General features: G+C 38.8%; 16 protein-coding genes. 8 read left to right on the forward strand and 8 right to left on the reverse strand.

The features are described 5' to 3' along the window. Nucleotides 1-79: 79 nt before the first annotated feature. Entirely contained in the window at nt 80-529 is a 450-nt protein-coding gene (locus tag MSG66_RS13995) for a DUF962 domain-containing protein (protein ID WP_133972478.1), read from the forward strand. A gap of 47 nt (nt 530-576) precedes the next feature. On the opposite strand, the gene MSG66_RS14000 is transcribed toward MSG66_RS13995, so the two are convergent. The 6 genes from MSG66_RS14000 to rpsB all read right to left on the reverse strand — a co-directional run bounded on the left by MSG66_RS14000 (nt 577) and on the right by rpsB (nt 4,953). Further along, nucleotides 577-891, reverse strand: a complete 315-nt coding sequence (locus MSG66_RS14000; RefSeq protein WP_133972476.1) for an AzlD domain-containing protein — start codon at nt 889-891, stop codon at nt 577-579. Nucleotide 892: 1 nt separating this feature from the next. Continuing rightward, nucleotides 893-1,609 carry an AzlC family ABC transporter permease gene (locus MSG66_RS14005; protein WP_133972474.1) on the reverse strand — a complete coding sequence of 239 codons (717 nt, stop codon included), beginning with the start codon at nt 1,607-1,609 and terminating at the stop codon, nt 893-895. Between the two features lie 93 nt (nt 1,610-1,702). Beyond that, entirely contained in the window at nt 1,703-2,527 is an 825-nt protein-coding gene (locus tag MSG66_RS14010) for an AraC family transcriptional regulator (protein ID WP_324654422.1), read from the reverse strand. 105 nt (nt 2,528-2,632) lie between these two features. After that, nucleotides 2,633-3,121, reverse strand: a complete 489-nt coding sequence (locus MSG66_RS14015) for a DUF3465 domain-containing protein (RefSeq protein WP_324654423.1) — start codon at nt 3,119-3,121, stop codon at nt 2,633-2,635. 65 nt (nt 3,122-3,186) lie between these two features. Beyond that, nucleotides 3,187-4,062: a translation elongation factor Ts gene (gene tsf, locus MSG66_RS14020; RefSeq protein ID WP_324654424.1), complete on the reverse strand. Its 876-nt coding sequence runs from the start codon at nt 4,060-4,062 to the stop codon at nt 3,187-3,189. A gap of 138 nt (nt 4,063-4,200) precedes the next feature. Beyond that, complete coding sequence (gene rpsB, locus MSG66_RS14025) at nt 4,201-4,953, reverse strand: 30S ribosomal protein S2 (protein ID WP_003650626.1); 753 nt, start codon at nt 4,951-4,953, stop codon at nt 4,201-4,203. 209 nt (nt 4,954-5,162) lie between these two features. Here rpsB and map point away from each other — a divergent pair, with 209 nt between their 5' ends. The 4 genes from map to MSG66_RS14045 all read left to right on the forward strand — a co-directional run bounded on the left by map (nt 5,163) and on the right by MSG66_RS14045 (nt 10,415). Then, nucleotides 5,163-5,987: a type I methionyl aminopeptidase gene (gene map, locus MSG66_RS14030; protein ID WP_042897223.1), complete on the forward strand. Its 825-nt coding sequence runs from the start codon at nt 5,163-5,165 to the stop codon at nt 5,985-5,987. Nucleotides 5,988-6,193: 206 nt separating this feature from the next. Next, nucleotides 6,194-7,267 carry an OmpW/AlkL family protein gene (locus tag MSG66_RS14035; protein WP_324654425.1) on the forward strand — a complete coding sequence of 358 codons (1,074 nt, stop codon included), beginning with the start codon at nt 6,194-6,196 and terminating at the stop codon, nt 7,265-7,267. A 414-nt stretch (nt 7,268-7,681) separates the two neighbouring features. Then, entirely contained in the window at nt 7,682-9,028 is a 1,347-nt protein-coding gene (locus MSG66_RS14040; RefSeq protein ID WP_202741550.1) for an MFS transporter, read from the forward strand. A gap of 172 nt (nt 9,029-9,200) precedes the next feature. Continuing rightward, a complete protein-coding gene (locus MSG66_RS14045) occupies nt 9,201-10,415 on the forward strand; it encodes an MFS transporter (RefSeq protein ID WP_324654426.1) in 1,215 nt (404 codons plus the stop codon). A 248-nt stretch (nt 10,416-10,663) separates the two neighbouring features. Here the strand turns inward: MSG66_RS14045 and sthA are convergent, their stop codons facing one another. Then, nucleotides 10,664-12,076: a Si-specific NAD(P)(+) transhydrogenase gene (gene sthA / locus MSG66_RS14050; RefSeq protein WP_017387960.1), complete on the reverse strand. Its 1,413-nt coding sequence runs from the start codon at nt 12,074-12,076 to the stop codon at nt 10,664-10,666. A 196-nt stretch (nt 12,077-12,272) separates the two neighbouring features. On the opposite strand from sthA, the gene lipA reads away from it, so the two are divergent. From lipA to MSG66_RS14065, 3 genes are all read left to right on the forward strand, one after another. Then, complete coding sequence (gene lipA / locus MSG66_RS14055; RefSeq protein ID WP_004790988.1) at nt 12,273-13,286, forward strand: lipoyl synthase; 1,014 nt, start codon at nt 12,273-12,275, stop codon at nt 13,284-13,286. Nucleotides 13,287-13,567: 281 nt separating this feature from the next. After that, nucleotides 13,568-16,030 (forward strand): acyl-CoA dehydrogenase, encoded by a 2,463-nt coding sequence (locus tag MSG66_RS14060; protein ID WP_324654427.1) that lies wholly within the window; start codon nt 13,568-13,570, stop codon nt 16,028-16,030. A gap of 106 nt (nt 16,031-16,136) precedes the next feature. Continuing rightward, nucleotides 16,137-16,520: a carboxymuconolactone decarboxylase family protein gene (locus tag MSG66_RS14065; protein ID WP_042897233.1), complete on the forward strand. Its 384-nt coding sequence runs from the start codon at nt 16,137-16,139 to the stop codon at nt 16,518-16,520. A gap of 38 nt (nt 16,521-16,558) precedes the next feature. Here the strand turns inward: MSG66_RS14065 and MSG66_RS14070 are convergent, their stop codons facing one another. Continuing rightward, a complete protein-coding gene (locus MSG66_RS14070; RefSeq protein WP_324654428.1) occupies nt 16,559-17,095 on the reverse strand; it encodes a cysteine peptidase family C39 domain-containing protein in 537 nt (178 codons plus the stop codon). Nucleotides 17,096-17,196: the final 101 nt, after the last annotated feature.

Consider the following 17,196-nt stretch of genomic DNA (forward strand, 5'->3'; position numbering starts at 1 on the left):
CTTGTCCCCTACCTTAAGATCAGGATAAAATATACTCAGAAAAAATAAATCAAAGCTAAAAACAAGGAGTGTGCCATTAATGAAATCCATTACAGAGTGGTTTGATGAATATAGCGAAAGCCATCAAAACCCAACCAATAAACAAATTCACTGGCTCTGCGTTCCCGCCATTTTATTTTCTATTATTGGAATCATTGCCCATTTCAGCACTTTACTTACCGCTCTATTACTTGTACTCACTTTAGTATTTTATGCACGTTTAGATCTTGTACTTGCTGTTGCAATGGCTGCTTTACTGGTCGTTATGGCGTGGCTCATTTACACCCTACCTGTAGGAGTAGGATTTTATATCGCTATTTTTGTGGTTGCTTGGGTCGGACAGTTTTATGGACATAAAATCGAAGGCAAAAAACCATCTTTCTTTAAAGACTTACAATTTCTACTGATTGGACCGGTTTGGTGCATGGATGCCTATCTAGGAAAAGTCTTACCTAAATGGAAAAGCAGACAAAAACACGCTCTTTCCTAATCGTTAAATTAAAGCTGGATCATCTCGATTCAGCTTTTTACATTTTACTAATTTATTAGAAAATTTATAAAATAGAAAAAAACCAAACTAGCGATAACACTTAAAAGTACTCTTTTTAAATAAATGGAAATCACAAGACAAAAGATTGCTGCATAAATATAAGGATTATCTACAATTCCCTTTAAATTATCGCCATCAAAGAAAACAACTGGAATACAAATTGCTGTTAACAAACAAGGCGCAGAATAATTAAGCATTTTATTCATAACAAGGGGCAGTTTAACTTTAACATTCGGTTCTAAAAAATAGTAACGATTAAAAAAAACGATTGCTGCCAAGCCTAAAATCACAAACCAAGACATATTACTGCTCCTTACCTATTTTTTCAGTTAACACAGCAACCAACATCCCTATTAACCCTGAAAGTAAAATCGCCCCTTCAACTTGATAAAATTTAAAGAAAAACCCGCTTAAACAAGTCACTAAAATACCAGCGACTACTGGCAACCCCTTACATAACGGCACTATCATGGCAATAAAAATAGCCACAATTGAAAAATCTAAATGATAATTTAATAAATTAGGAATCACTGTTGCCAAAAGTATACCTACCAAGCTAAACACTACCCAGAATAAATAAAAAGATAGACCTGCACCCAACAAATATTCTGGCTGCCTTTTTTCACCAGATGCACACACCGCAAATAATTCATCTGTTAATAAAAAGCCCAAACTTAACCGTTTCGAAAGAGGCAAAATAGAAATGTCATTTCTTAAAGTTAATGCATAAATAAAATGCTGAGCCGTTAAAAAGAAAATAGTCACATAAATTGTAAAAGCGGATGCGCCTTCCATTACCATGCTTAAACTAACTAATTGAGCTGCTCCAGCAAAGATAATTCCTGACATCGCAAGTGCTTTATAAAAAGATAAACCTGCATGAATTGCCATAGAGCCTGCTAAAATTGCCCATGGAATGACAGAAATTGACAATGGTAAAATATCCATTGCGCCACGTAAAAAGAGATAAGATGGCTTATTTTTTGGAAACCCAACCGTCTGATTAAGCTGAATATTCATATATAAAATCCAATATAAGAAGCATCTCTACAACATGCTTGATGAAGGCCGACTTATATTGAATAAAATTGCTGTAAATAATTTTTTAATAATTTAGTTATTTAGACTAGCTACATATTGAGTTGGTGTCACCCCCATAGCTTTTTTAAAGTGCCGATTGAAATGGCTTTGATCAGAAAAGCCACATTGCTGTGCCACCATTGCAATTTGGTTACCCTGTTTTAATAATTGCCTTGCTTTTTGTAAGCGTGCTTGCACAAGCCATGCATGAGGTGGCAAGCCCACATATTTTTTAAATTGTCTTAAGAAATGCCATGCGCTCAATCCCACCATGTTAGCCAGATCTTGCAAAGAAAAATTCGTTTCAGGCATCTCTACTAGTAATTCTTTAACTTTTAATATTTTGGAATATGCCTCTGGTAACTCACAAAAAGTGTGATTTGATTTACCATGTCGTTTCATTAGACAGGCTAAAGTAGACAAATACATTGTTTCTTTTAACAAGAAATTATCTTTTTGTTCTAATAAATCAAAAAGTAAACAAAGTTGTTGGGCCAAACCTAAGTCACGAATCACAGCTTGAGGAAACCATGGTGCCCCACGTGAATTTTCAAAAAAATCTTGGCTGACTTCTGCCAACATTTCAGGTGTGGGGTAAATCGCCCGATATCGCCAACCCGACTCAACAGCAGATGAGCCCGTATGAATCTCATCCGCATTTACTAAAATAATATCGCCTTTGGGAGCTACATGTAGCTGGCCCGTCCTAAAAAAAGACTGTGCGCCCTCTTCAATCACACCGATACAATACCCTTCATGAGTATGCTTCGAAAATTGTGTTTGGTGATAATGTGCTTTTAGTAACTCTAAACCGCCCAGCTCCCGCACATGCAGATAATCGGCTTGCTCCCGCTGCATAAATACGTCTCATCTATTCAATAAAAAAACCATAGCATGTTTTAAGAAACTGAATAGAATAAAATTGCTCTATAAAGAACAATATTTTTATTCGTTTATTCGGCTTTATTGATAGATTTTCCCATCATGTTTAAGCCAACCGCTTTCATGACGATTTTGTGGATCACGATGCGTCCAGTGTAATACACCACCTTTAGGGTTATATTCATATTCGCCATAAAACTCTACCACGTCACCTTTTTTCAAATTAGGGATTTTAGTTGCTAAATCAATATTATGCGCGACTAAAATTGAAAGACCATTTTTTAAAACAAGAATAATTTTCTGGTGTCTCGACCCATCATTATCATCTCTTAAAATTGCTTTTACTCGACCACTTCCCTGCACTTGAACATTACTTTGTCTCTGCTCATAAGCAGCTTTTATTGTGTCGAACTTATCATTACTTGATAGTGTAGTTTCAGTATGCTGAGCTTCGGGTATGGTTGATAATGGCGATTGATTCTGCTTATGCCCAGATAAATCCAGACCAAAATATGCAGCGATCAATAAAATAATGACACCACCAATACTAAGATTTTTTTTATTTATCATTATATACCCTCATTTTAGTTGAGATAAAAAAAGCCCCAAAGGGGCTTTTTTTATCGTGATACGAATTACTTCGCAGCAGCTTGAGCAGCAGCAACTTCTTCAGCGAAGCTAAGTTCTACTTTCTTCTCGATACCTTCACCAACTTCGAAACGTACGAAGTTAACAACAGTAGTACCAGTTGCTTTTAATACATCAGCAACTTTTTTGTCGTTGTCGATTACGTACATTTGACGATCAAGAGCAACTTCGTTCAAATATTTATCAACAGAACCAGTTACCATTTTTTCAACTATATTAGCTGGTTTGCCAGATTCTAACGCTTTCGCTTCAGCAATTTCTTTTTCTTTAGCGATAAGGTCAGCAGGAACAGCTTCAGCATTTACAGCAACTGGGTTGAATGCAGCAACGTGCATTGCAATACCTTTACCAGTATCAGCATCACCTGTATAAGAAACTACAACACCGATTTTTAAACCGTGTTTGTAGATAGCCAAGCTTTCGCCTTCAACGATTTTCGCGCGACGAACTTGGATGTTTTCACCGATTTTTTGAACAAGAGCAATACGTGCTTCTTCAACAGTAGCACCATCTTCAAGTTTCAATTCAGCAATTTTAGCCGCATCAGTTTCATTTGCAGCAAGTGCAGCAGCAGCAACTTTAGCAGAGAAACCAGCAAAGTTTTCGTCTTTAGCAACGAAGTCAGTTTGACAGTTTACTTCTAAAAGAATCGCTTTATTGCCTTCTTGAACGATTGTGATTGCACCGTCAGCAGCAATGTTACCTGCTTTTTTAGCAGCTTTTGCTTGACCTGATTTACGAAGGTTATCAATCGCTAATTCAACATCACCATTAGATTCTGTTAATGCTTTTTTGCATTCCATCATTGCAAGACCAGTACGGTCACGTAATTCTTTTACCATGCTCGCAGTAACTGCAGTCATGTTGTTCTCCTAAATACGGTAGAAAAATAAATCTTTTCAACAAAAACGGCCCAAAGAAACTCTGGGCCGTTTGCACTCTCGACGCTTAATTTGCCACCATTACATGTCGCAAAAATGACAAGCCTGCGTCAAAACGCATTAAGCCTCTGGAGCTTCTTTAGCAGCTTCTTCGCCTTTAGCTTGTGCATTTGCTTGTGATTGAGCATATTCTTTACCAGCAAGAATCGCATCAGCCATAGCAGAAGCATAAAGTGTAACCGCACGGATTGCATCGTCATTACCAGGAATAACGTAGTCTACGTTGTCTGGGTTAGAGTTTGTATCAACGATACCGATTACTGGAATACCAAGGTTTTTAGCTTCTTTAATCGCAATTGATTCGTGATCCACGTCAATTACGAATAATGCGTCAGGTAAACCACCCATGTTTTTAACGCCGCCTAAAGCACGTTCAAGTTTTTCCATCTCACGAGTACGCTCTAAAGCTTCACGTTTAGTAAGCTTAGCAAAAGTACCATCTTGAGATTGAGTTTGAAGATCTTTTAAACGGTTGATAGATTGGCGAAGAGTTTTCCAGTTCGTCAACATACCACCTAACCAACGGTGATCAACATATGGTTGACCCGCACGTTGTGCTTGTTCACGGATGATGTTAGAAGCAGCACGTTTTGTACCAACGAACAAAACTTTGTTCTTTTTGCTTGCTAATTGGTTAGCGAAGTTCAAAGCATCATTTAACGCAGGAACAGTATGCTCAAGGTTGATGATGTGAATTTTGTTGCGCGCGCCAAAAATGTATTGACGCATTTTTGGGTTCCAGAAACGTGTTTGGTGACCAAAGTGCGCGCCAGCTTGAAGAAGGTCACGCATACTTACGTTGTAATCTGCCATTTTCTATACCTTAAAGTTTGGGTTAGGCCTCCATATATCCGCATTCTCCACCCTTTTACAGGCACCCAGAGTAATGTGACGATATATGTGCGGATTTTTACCCCATCTATCAAAATTGTTCGTAAAAGATATTCACGAAAAGCATTTGATAAAATGGGCGGCTATTTATACCATAGACACTTGTAAATTACCAAAAGTTTTTAGAGATCATGAACAGTACTTATACAGCTCCACGTCGATTAATTAAAACTCCAGATGAAATTGAAAAAATGCGCATTGCAGGACGACTGGCGGCTGAAGTTCTAGAGATGATCAAGCCCCATATTAAGGCAGGTGTAAGTACACTTGAACTTGATACTATTTGCCGTAATCACATTGAAAATGTGCAACATGCTATTCCTGCCTGTGTCGGCTATGGTGGAGCTCCTGGGCGCCCTGCTTTTCAGCACTCTATTTGTACTTCGGTTAACCATGTTGTCTGTCATGGTATTCCTTCTGAAAATAAAACTTTAAAAAATGGCGATATTCTTAATATTGACGTAACTGTTATTAAAGATGGCTATCACGGCGATACAAACATGATGTATGTCGTCGGTGGCGAAACTTCTATTTTGGCTAATCGTCTATGTAAAGTTGCTCAAGAAGCAATGTATCGGGGGATGGCAACAGTTAGAGATGGTTCATATTTAGGTGATATCGGCCACGCAATCCAAAAATATGTAGAGTCAGAACGTTTTAGTGTAGTGCGTGAATATTGTGGTCACGGTATTGGAACTGTTTTCCATGATGAGCCTCAAGTATTACATTATGGTCAAGCTGGTACAGGAATGCGTCTGGAAGCAGGTATGACTTTTACCATTGAACCTATGGTAAATGCGGGCGTATGGCAAACTAAACTATTAGGCGACAAATGGACTGTTGTAACGAAAGACCATAAACTTTCAGCTCAATATGAACATACTATTTTAGTGACTCAAACGGGCATTGAAGTTTTAACTGCGCGCCCTGAAGAAGACTTATCTCGCTTCAACTAATCATTTAATTACATTTAATAAAAGGCTACTTTATGTAGCCTTTTATTATTTATTATGTATTTTTAATTAACAAATATTGCCAAATATAAACAATTATTTCAAAAAAATTACAATTATTAATTTTTAATAAACAATCATTTTAATAAAACGCGGTATGGTTGGCTCAATAAAAATCAGTAAACAAATGCCGGACATGGAGTCCATTTATGATGAAAAAGTCATTATTTTGTATGACAGCTGCCTTTTTTGCTCTGCCAACAGTCACCTCCGCCGCCTCTCCATATTTTAGCTTAAAAGATGGTGATGGCTTCAAACGTTTTTCAGTCTCTGCTGGTCCCTTATATGTCAAGCCTACAGGAAAAGCTCAACCTTTCAGAATTAATACTTCTGTTAAAGAGAATGAGAAATCCAAGGTTGGAGATATTAAAATCAAAACTATTCAGGACAATATTTCAGATGATAATAGTAATATTGTGCTTGAAAAACTTATTGACACTCTTGGTGGATTAGGTGCCGATAAAATTCCATCTTGGTTAAGCGGAACAGCTGAAGTTCGAGGTTTGAGTCAATGGGAGGCCGAGAATACGGGCTTAGAGGCGGATGATGTTACGACTTTAGGACTCATGAGCAATTACTTTTTTACAGATAACTTTTCATTGGAGTTAAAAGCTGGTATTCCCCCTAAAGTTGATCTACAGGGTAAAGGTAAAATTTATGCTCCTTTTTCAGCTACCGCTAAACCAGCGGGAGGAATTGCTGGTTCTATGGAGCTTAATAATAATCTTTTCATTACAGACCTTGAAGGACATGGCAGTGCTGCTTCAGCACGCGCCTGGACACCAGCATTTGAATTTCAATACCATTTTGGCAAAACTGGCGTAAATAAATTTAGACCTTATGTAGGCCTAGGTGTGATGTATGCCTATTTTAGCGAATTAGAAATGAACCCAGCGATTGAGAAAGACTTAGTCAATGCTGGTCATATGATCGTAAATATTAAAGATGGTAAAGCTGGAGCTGCTTTAGAAAGAAAAACTAGCACTGGTGACCCTAAAGTAGAACTGGAAGCATCTGATGCAATTGCACCTGTTGCGACCGCAGGCTTTACTTACGACTTTAATGACAAATGGTATGCCGTTGGCTCTGTCTCTTATGCCCATTTGAAAACAGATACGACCATTACAGTCAACGACGCCAAGTATGGTGAATTAATCAATGCAAAAGCGGATATCGAAATTAACCCAATTCTAGGTTACGCCGGTATTGGTTACCGCTTCTAAACTCAGCTAGATATAAAGCTATAAAAACTTATGCACGTTTTTATAGCTTTCTTTCACTTTACTCCACCTAGAAATTGCTTCTTTTTAAATCAAAATGCTAAAAAAATGAGCATTTTTTATAAAAACTATAGATAAACCAACCTTCTTACTCTCTGATTACTACTCCTCCATTTTTCGTGATCTTTTTTTATTATTTTATATTCACAAACTAACTCAATAAAATTAGAAAGTAATTTTTCCTTTTTAGTAAAATTCATTTTTTGGCACGCCCTTTGCTTTATTCATTGCATGATGAATCAATGTTGATTCAATGAATACACCAAGACGGCCAACGATGTCCGCTCTGATCGGTCTGCAGATAGGCAATAAATTGCCATGCAAATTAAAATTTCGTTCAGTTCAGGGGGACGGCGTATGTCTTCAAATGTAAATCTAGATGCAAAAAAAGCAACTGAAATTAAATTATTCAGTTTTTCAACTCCAGCAATGCGTGCCTTCCACATGACATGGCTCGCTTTCTTTGTTTGTTTCTTCGCATGGTTTGCGTGTGCACCATTAATGCCCGTTATTAAAGGTGAGTTTGGATTAACAAAAGATCAAATTGCCAATATTAATATTGCTGCCGTTGCTATTACGATTTTAGTTCGGCTTATTGTCGGACCACTCTGCGACAAATATGGCCCACGTATTACATACACCACTCTCCTGTTAGTTGGCAGTATTCCCGTATTTGGTGTAGCTGCTGCCAATAGTTATGAATCTTTTCTGTTCTTTCGCTTACTTATCGGTGCTATTGGTGCAAGCTTCGTAATTACTCAATACCATACAAGTGTAATGTTTGCTCCTAATATAGTCGGTACAGCAAACGCAGCTTCAGCTGGTTGGGGAAATGCTGGCGGTGGTGCAACACAAGCCTTAATGCCTTTATTGCTCGGTGCAATTGTGATGTTTGGTGTTGAACAAACCATGGGATGGCGCGTGGCACTAATCGTACCTGGTGTAATGATGGTTATTGTTGGCATTCTTTACTGGAAATTAACTCAAGATTGCCCTCAAGGAAACTTTAAAGAAGTTCGTGCACAAGGTATTGAGGTTGGTAGTGGTAAAAAAGGCGGTACGGCCATTTTAATGCAAGCCGCTCGTAACTATCGTGTCTGGATTTTATTTCTGGCATATGGTGCAAGTTTCGGTATTGAGATTTTTATCCATAACGTTGCAGCAATGTACTATGTTGATCAGTTTAAAATGGATTTAAAAACGGCTGGGTTAACTGCAGGAATCTTTGGTCTACTGGCATTATTTGCTCGTGCTCTTGGCGGTATCATTTCCGATAAAGTTGCACTCAAGAAAGGATTAGATGGTCGCACGAAGGTACTTGTACTTATGATTGTAGGTGAGGGTTTATTCTTAATACTCTTCTCACAAATGAATGCCGTTGCACTCGCAATTATCTCGATGACTATTTTTGCACTCTTTACACATATGGCGTGTGGAGCAACTTACGCACTCGTACCATTTATTGATCGTAATGCATTAGGTGGTGTGGCAGGAATTATTGGTGCAGGTGGCAATGTTGGTGCCGTCGCAGCAGGTTTCCTACTTAAAGGCTTGCTTGATGTTCAAACTTGCTTGTTTATTTTAGGGGGGCTGGTTATGGTCGCAGGCTGTAGCGTAATTTTAATTCGCTTCACAACCGAACATAAAGAAAAGGAACAAGTTCTTTTTGAACAAGCATTACTTGAACGTAATTCCGCAGCTTAATTCTTATAAGAAGCAGAGATCAAAATGATTTCTGCTTCTTTAATTTTCTCATCATAAAATATAACCCTTACGAACTTTTTAATTCTTCTTAAATATTCTTTCCAGACATATCGATATTACTCGATATATCTTCTACAATAAATGCTCACATTATTATAATTTTCCATTAATCATGACTAAAACTGGCAATCACTTTTCCCAGCCCCTCATTTATATGTTGATTGGAAGTGCAATTATTTTGGCACTTTCTTTAGGCGTTAGGCATGGTTTTGGACTTTATCTCGTACCGATGAGCCACGAATTTGGCTGGGGCCAACATGTTTTTAGTCTCGCGATTGCCATGCAAAACCTGATCTGGGGAGTCGTTCAACCTTTTACAGGCGCAATTGCTGACAAATATGGCAGTAAAATTGTGGTCGCGGTTGGTGGACTCCTTTATACCCTTGGCCTACTCTTAATGGCCTTTAGTTCAAACGTATTAATCTTAAATTTAAGTCTAGGGCTAATTATTGGTTTAGCTTTATCAGCAACCTCTTTTACGGTTTTACTGAGTGCAGTAGGTCGAGCTGCTCCACCAGAAAAAAGAAGTATGGCAATGGGGATTGCAAGTGCAGCTGGGTCTTTTGGTCAGTTTATTATGCTGCCATCTACCCTTCTCTTACTCAAAAATGTCGGATGGTCAGCAGCCTTAATGGTGAGTGCGCTGTTAATTGCTCTTATTATTCCGCTAGCGTGGATGTTAAAAGGGCCCAGCAATCAAACGCCAAAAGCAATTGCACAGCCTCAGCTCACATTTAAACAAGTGCTTAACATTGCCAGAAAACATAAGCCCTTCTGGTGGTTAGCTTTAGGCTTTTTAGTGTGTGGATTCCAAGTCGTCTTCTTGGGCGTGCATTTACCCGGCTATTTAATTGATCATGGATTTGATGCAACTACTGGTACTGTATTCCTCGCTTTAATTGGCCTATTCAATATTGTGGGAACCTATGGCGCGGGTTGGTTAGGCGACCGCTTCTCAAAACCTAAATTATTAATGGCGCTTTACGGTAGCCGAGGCATCGCGATCATTGCTTTTTTATTATTACCGTTAAGCACTTATACGGTATATGCTTTTGGCGTCATTATGGGCCTTTTATGGCTCTCTACAGTTCCCCTTACAAACGGCATTGTGGCAAATATGTTTGGGGTAAAATATCTATCGATGCTGAGTGGTATTGTGTTTTTCACCCATCAAGTCGGTTCTTTCTTTGGTGGCTGGCTTGGTGGCGTTAACCATGACTTAACAGGTAATTACAATGCGATTTGGTTATGTTCTATAGCCTTAAGTATACTAGGGGTAATCGTACATTTCTTTGTGAATGAGGAGGCTGTTATCCATGACGCATAATGCCTTACTTTTGAAAACAATTATGATTGCACTAATAAGCAGTTTTTTGGTTCTCTCCATCATTTTATGGAAACAGACACCTGATTTATTTGAATATTTCAACCAAGCGTTTTGTGCTCACTAAGATATAAAGTATATAAATAAATCTTTAAAACTGTCATAAAAATATAAAAATCGTATGATCTAATGAAAAGAAAAAAGCCCGAAAATTTAGTCTTCGGGCTTTTTTCTTAAAAACTTATTTAAAATCAAAACAAGCGATTCATACCGTTGAGCGCAGCTACGCGATATGCTTCAGCCATTGTTGGATAGTTAAATGTCGTTTCAACAAAATATTTCAAGGTATTGTTTGGGCTGTGCATAACTGCTTGCCCAATGTGGATAATTTCAGCAGCGTTATTACCGAAACAGTGAATACCTAAAATTTCCATAGTGTCACGATGGAAAAGAATCTTTAACTCACCCACTGTATCACCCGTAATTTGTGCACGAGCTAAATGGCGGAAAGAAGCTTGACCCACTTCATACGGAATTTTCTCTTCCGTTAATTCCTGTTCATTTTTACCAATTGATGAGATTTCCGGAATGGTATAAATACCCGTTGGGATGTCTCGTACTGGTTTAGCATCTTCACCACTCATGTTTGCGCCAGCACAGCGCCCTTGGTCATAAGCAGCCGAAGCTAATGAAGGCCAACCAATAACGTCACCTGCGGCATAAATGTTTTCAACTTCAGTCTGGTATTGATCATTTACTGAAAGTTGACCACGGTTGTTTGGAACTAATCCAACGTTCTCAAGACCTAAGCCTTCTGTATTACCTGAACGACCATTACACCAAAGAATCGCATCGGCTTTAATCTTTTTACCACTTTGTAAATGTAGAACAACGTGATCATCAAATGTTTCAAGATGGTCCATTTGTTCATTGTGGCGAATCAATACACCTTGTTCGCGTAAGTGATAAGACAAAGCATCAGCAATTTCATCATCTAAATAGCTTAATAGTTTTTGCTGTGTGTTAATCAAGTCAACTTTATGATCTAAACCAATAAAGATTGAGGCATATTCACAGCCAATAACACCAGCGCCATAAATGATGATTTTTTGAATTGAGTAATCAAGATCAAGAATTTTATCTGAATCGAATACGCGAGGATGGTCAAAATCAAGACCTTGTGGATGATAAGGACGGCTACCTGTCGCAATCACAACCTGTTTACAGATAATCGTTTCTTTAATGCCTTCATGACTGAAAACTAAAACTGTATTTTTATCTTGAATATATGCACGCCCGTGGAAGACACCGATCTTGTTACGATCATAAAAGCGTGTATGTGTATCAACTTGTTGTTGAATCACTTTATGGGCATTACGCAAAACTTGTTTCATGGTGAACTGTTTCCATTCACCTACTTTTTGAAACATTGGATCGCGTTGATAGCGAATAATACTAGAAACTGTTTGACGTAATGCTTTACTTGGAATCGTCCCTACGTGGGCACAGTTACCACCAAGTTGATCACGCACATCTACAATTGCAACACGCTTACCCGCTTTTGCAAGCTTCATTGCCGCGCCTTCACCTGCAGGTCCAGAACCGAGAACTACCGCATCGTATTTAACGAAATTCCCACTAACGACCTCTTTTTTACGTGGCATTGAAAGCTCCTTCCTCTCTTGAATGACCATATTTTATAATAGATTATGACTAATATGCGGTGAATTTATGTATTTCTCAACCCTATATTTCTGAATAACCACATTTATTATATGAATAGTTATTTTCCGCTATTAACTAAAGAACTTCGCTATAATACAATGTCAATGTCTCTATAAACGAGTGGAAAAGTTAAATATGTCAGAACACCGTAAACCTGAACAGGGTGTAAAACTTCGTGGCGCAGAAAAAGTCGCGAGAATTCCTGTAAAAGTTGTACCTACGGTTGAAGTGCCGCGTAAACCTGACTGGATTCGTGTCAAGATGACGGCACCAGAAGAAGTTCAGCGTATTAAAACGACTTTACGTGCTCAAAAACTCCATACCGTTTGTGAAGAAGCAGCTTGCCCTAACCTCCCAGAATGTTTTGGTGGCGGTACGGCAACATTCATGATTATGGGCGATATTTGTACGCGCCGTTGTCCTTTCTGTGATGTTGCACATGGTCGTCCAAATGCCCTAGATGCTGACGAACCTCGTCACATGGCGGAAACCATTTCCAATCTGAAACTCAAGTACGCAGTAATTACTTCTGTTGACCGTGATGACTTGCTTGACGGCGGTGCACAACACTTTGTGGACTGTATTAAAGAAGCTCGTGCACTTAGCCCGACTACATTGCTTGAGATTTTAGTACCTGACTTCCGTGGACGTATGGATATTGCTTTACGCATTATGACCGAATGTCCGCCAGACGTATTTAACCACAACATTGAGACTGTACCTCGCTTATATAAAGCAATGCGTCCAGGTTCAGATTATCAACATTCTTTAACCTTGCTCAAAATGTTTAAAGAATATTGCCCTGACATCCCAACAAAATGTGGTTTGATGGTGGGTATTGGTGAAACTGAAGAAGAAGTCATTGCATTACTTGATGACTTACGCGCTCACGATGTTGACTATGTCACTATTGGTCAATATTTACAGCCTTCTAAACAACACGCACCAATTGACCGCTTTGTAACACCAGAAGAGTTTGAACGTTATGCAGAGCATGGCCGCAAACTTGGTTTTAGAAATATTTGGTCTGCACCAATGGTTCGTTCAAGTTACTTTGCTGATCGTCAATACCATGGTGAACCAGTACCAGAAGTTCGTCGTAAAGTAGATCCAGCTAAAAAAATTGCTGTTCAAACCGTCGAAGCTTAATAAATTAAATATCTATAAAAGCCCTCTAACACAGAGGGCTTTTTATTTGTATAAGAAAATCAATAACATTTCTTGACAAATCAATAAAATAACGCCTTACACTTTCACTCAAAAATATCTTATACCTAAAAGTACGATATATCCCTGCTCTAGCATATACATCAATATTTGCGACATAAAAACTCAAATTTAAACAGCAACTAAACAGCTAGTTAAGCCTTAAATATCTCCTCGCTTTTGTAACGTCATCCACCTGAGAGCTTAGCTAGTAAGGAGCAAGTATGATTTTCCTACTCTTTATATTAAGTATTATTATTCAGCTTATTGCAGTATGGGCAATTTTCTATTTTAACTTAAATAAAGTTCTTGGTAGCGGTGTGGCCATTATTGTTGCCCTACTTTCGGCATTCTTGCTAACACCGTGGTCTCTGCTTTTAGGTATTCCAATTATTGCGCTCAGCATCATTATTTTAGTTGAACCATTACGGTTTAACCTGATTACCAAGCCTGCTTATAAGGCTTTAGCGAATTCAATGCCGAGCATTAGTACCACAGAACAAGAGGCTTTAGAGGCTGGTACCAGTTGGTGGGAAAAAGAGTTATTTATGGGAGCACCTGATTGGTCTCAATTTGAAAAGTATCCCTACCCAACGTTGTCAGAAGATGAGCAAAGTTTCATTGATAATGAAGTTGAATTACTTTGTAGCATGCTAAATGAATGGGAAATTCATCATCACTTAAAAGATCTTCCTCCTGAAGTTTGGCAATTTATTAAAGATAAAGGTTTTTTAGGACTCATTATTCCAAAGTCTTTTGGTGGTAAAGAATTTAGCTCATTCGCACAAAGTCGCATTATGAGCAAAATTGCTTCACGCTCACTCACCACCGCGGTGAGTTGTATGGTTCCAAACTCGTTGGGGCCGGGTGAGCTGCTCATGCACTACGGTACCGATGCTCAAAAGCAGCAGTATCTGCCTGGCCTTGCCAAAGGTGAAGAGATTCCTTGCTTTGGTTTAACCAGCCCAGAAGCAGGTTCAGACGCTGGTGCCATTCCAGATTCAGGCGTTGTTTGTTACGGCGAATATGAAGGTGCTCAAGTTCTTGGGCTACGCATGAATTTTTCTAAACGCTGGATTACGCTTGCACCAATTGCCACAGTCATAGGTCTTGCATTTAAGCTTTATGACCCAGAAGGTCTACTCGGTGATAAAAATAAAACAGAATACGGTATTACCTGTGCACTCATTCCTGCAAGTCATGCAGGCGTAAAAATAGGAGCGCGTCATTTTCCAGGTTCTCCATTTATGAATGGAACCGTAGAAGGAGAAGATGTTTTCATTCCAATTGACTGGATTATTGGTGGTCAAGAAAATGCTGGTAAAGGCTGGCGAATGCTGATGGAGTGCTTAGGCGTTGGCCGTGGTATTTCCCTTCCAGCCCTAGCAACCGCCGCAGGTGAAATGAGCTATTTAACTGTGGGAGCTTTTGCGAAAATTCGCCAGCAATTTAATATCTCTGTTGGTAAATTTGAAGGCGTACAAGAGGCAACCAGTGAAATTGCCAGCGATGCCTACATGCTTGAAGCATTCCGTTATTTAGTCACTTGTGGATTAAATCAAGGTGGAACACCCGCCGTGATGACCGCCATGGCAAAATACTATGCCACTGAAACGATGCGCAAAGTGGTTAATCATGGAATGGACATTGCCGGAGGACGTGCGATTCAACTTGGACCACGTAACTTCCTTGCACTCACCTATCAAGCAATTCCAATTGCAATTACAGTGGAGGGCGCAAATATTTTAACTCGTTCATTGATGATTTTTGGTCAAGGTTCAATGCGTTGTCACCCTTACCTTTTTGAAGAGTTGCAACTACTTCAGTCTGAAGATAAAAGCACTTCAGTCAAAAAATTCGATAATTTGTTATTTAAACATTTAGCCTATACCTTTAACCGAGGCGCAAAATCATTTGCTTATGGTTGGACAGGTGGTTCAAGCGATGCTCCTCAGTCAGTAGATCAATTTACTGCCAGTTACTATAAGACAATTAACCGTTTTAGCGCCAACTTTGCTTTGGTTGCAGATATGGCGCTTGGCTTACTTGCCGGAGACTTAAAACGCAAAGAAATGTTGTCAGGTCGTTTGGCCGATATTCATGCCCACCTTTTTATTTCTACTGCGATTTTAAAATTTTATGAAGCTGGCCAAAAAACTGAGGCTGAACAACTTCACGCTAAATTAGCTCTGCAAAAAGCTTTCTTGAATATTCAGGAAGCATTTTGGGGATTATTTGAAAACTTCCCAGCTAAACTTCCCGCAGCATTTGTGAAATGGATCTGTTTCCCTTTTGGTCGTGTAATTTCAAAACCCGATGATGAGTTAAAACAACAAGTCGCTGAACTTATGATGCAAGAGCACCCTTTCAGAGAGCAACTTAAACATCATGTGTTTTATTCAACTAAAGCCGATGATGTGACTGGACGTTTAGAACATGCCTTCCAAATTTTACGGACTCTTGAACCACTTTGGGATAAGTTTAAGAAAGCTGAATCTAAAGGGAAATTTAAAGGACTTACTTTTGAAGAGAATATTGCACAAGCTACAAAAGAAGGTTTCATTTCTGAAAGCGAGGCTCAGCAATTATTGCAATACAACGCAATTCGATTCGACAGCATGCTTACAGATGTTTTTGATGAACATTTAGATAAAGATCTTCCTTTATCTAACCCTCATCAAATTTAGTGACTGACGCCTCCACTAATTCACTATTGCAATCACTTGTGATTCGCATTAATTAATAAACAGCCATAAAAGCGTCAATCGACGCTTTTATTTTTAGGAGAAATTAATGTCTAAGCAAGATTACGAAAATGGATTAAAAGTTCGCACCGAAGTGATGGGAGAAGCTTTTGTAAAACGTGCGCAAGACAATACTGTTCCGTTTACCCAGCCATTGCAAGACTGGATTAATGAGCATGCATGGGGTTCAACTTGGCAACGTGAAGGCGTATTACCGCGCAAATATCGTTCATTAATTACTTTGGCAATGTTAACTGCACTTAAGTCACCAACTGAACTCAAAGGCCATGTTCGCGGCGCGCTCAACAATGGTTGTACAGTTGAAGAAATTCAAGAAACGTTATTGCATAGTCTGCCATATTGCGGTGCCCCTGCTACTCAAGAAGCCTTTCGAGCGGCTTTAGAAGTGATTCAAGAATATCAACAAAAATAACTTTAATATGAGCCAGCACTCTACTGGCTCTTTTTTATCTAATTTAATTTGATTGAATGCATTTGAAAATTACGATCATCAATCACGATAGCCTGACGACAAATGCCTTCTACTTCACGTTGCTTTTTAAAGACTGCCGCTGACATCGGTTCAAAACTATCAAAAAAGCAGATTTCATTTTGATCTATAGAATAGATCAGTGACTGATTTCCGATACCCTCTAAAGTGTCGTAATAGACAATGACCATTTTTCCATTTTGAATTGCAGCTTGAATATCCTGATAGCTTAACGCTGGGCTCGTTGGTATTTTCAATACATTTGCTTCTTTATAACTTATGCGCTCGCTTGGGCTAATATTTGGATCTTTATCCGAATAAAATGACACATCAAACCCAAATTTCTTTAAAGCAACAGCCAAGGCAATTGTATAGGTGCCGTCTTCATCGTATCGACAAATTTGAATCAGCTCGGAAATATCAATTTGAACCCCATGATGCCGAAGTACCATCCAAACCGCAAAAACACCGCTATTCGCTTCGAGGTTTGCCAAAGATTCGGGAATATTTAAGGCCATAATTTAAATCTAAAGTCGTAATTAAGTAGATAATAAACAAAACTGGATTGGCACTAAAAGCTTTTCGAAGTACAATGTTGCGCTAGTCGAGGGATGCTGCG

Source organism: Acinetobacter sp. IK31 (assembly GCF_035615195.1).
In the GTDB taxonomy this organism is placed as follows: Bacteria; Pseudomonadota; Gammaproteobacteria; order Pseudomonadales; family Moraxellaceae; genus Acinetobacter; species Acinetobacter calcoaceticus_C.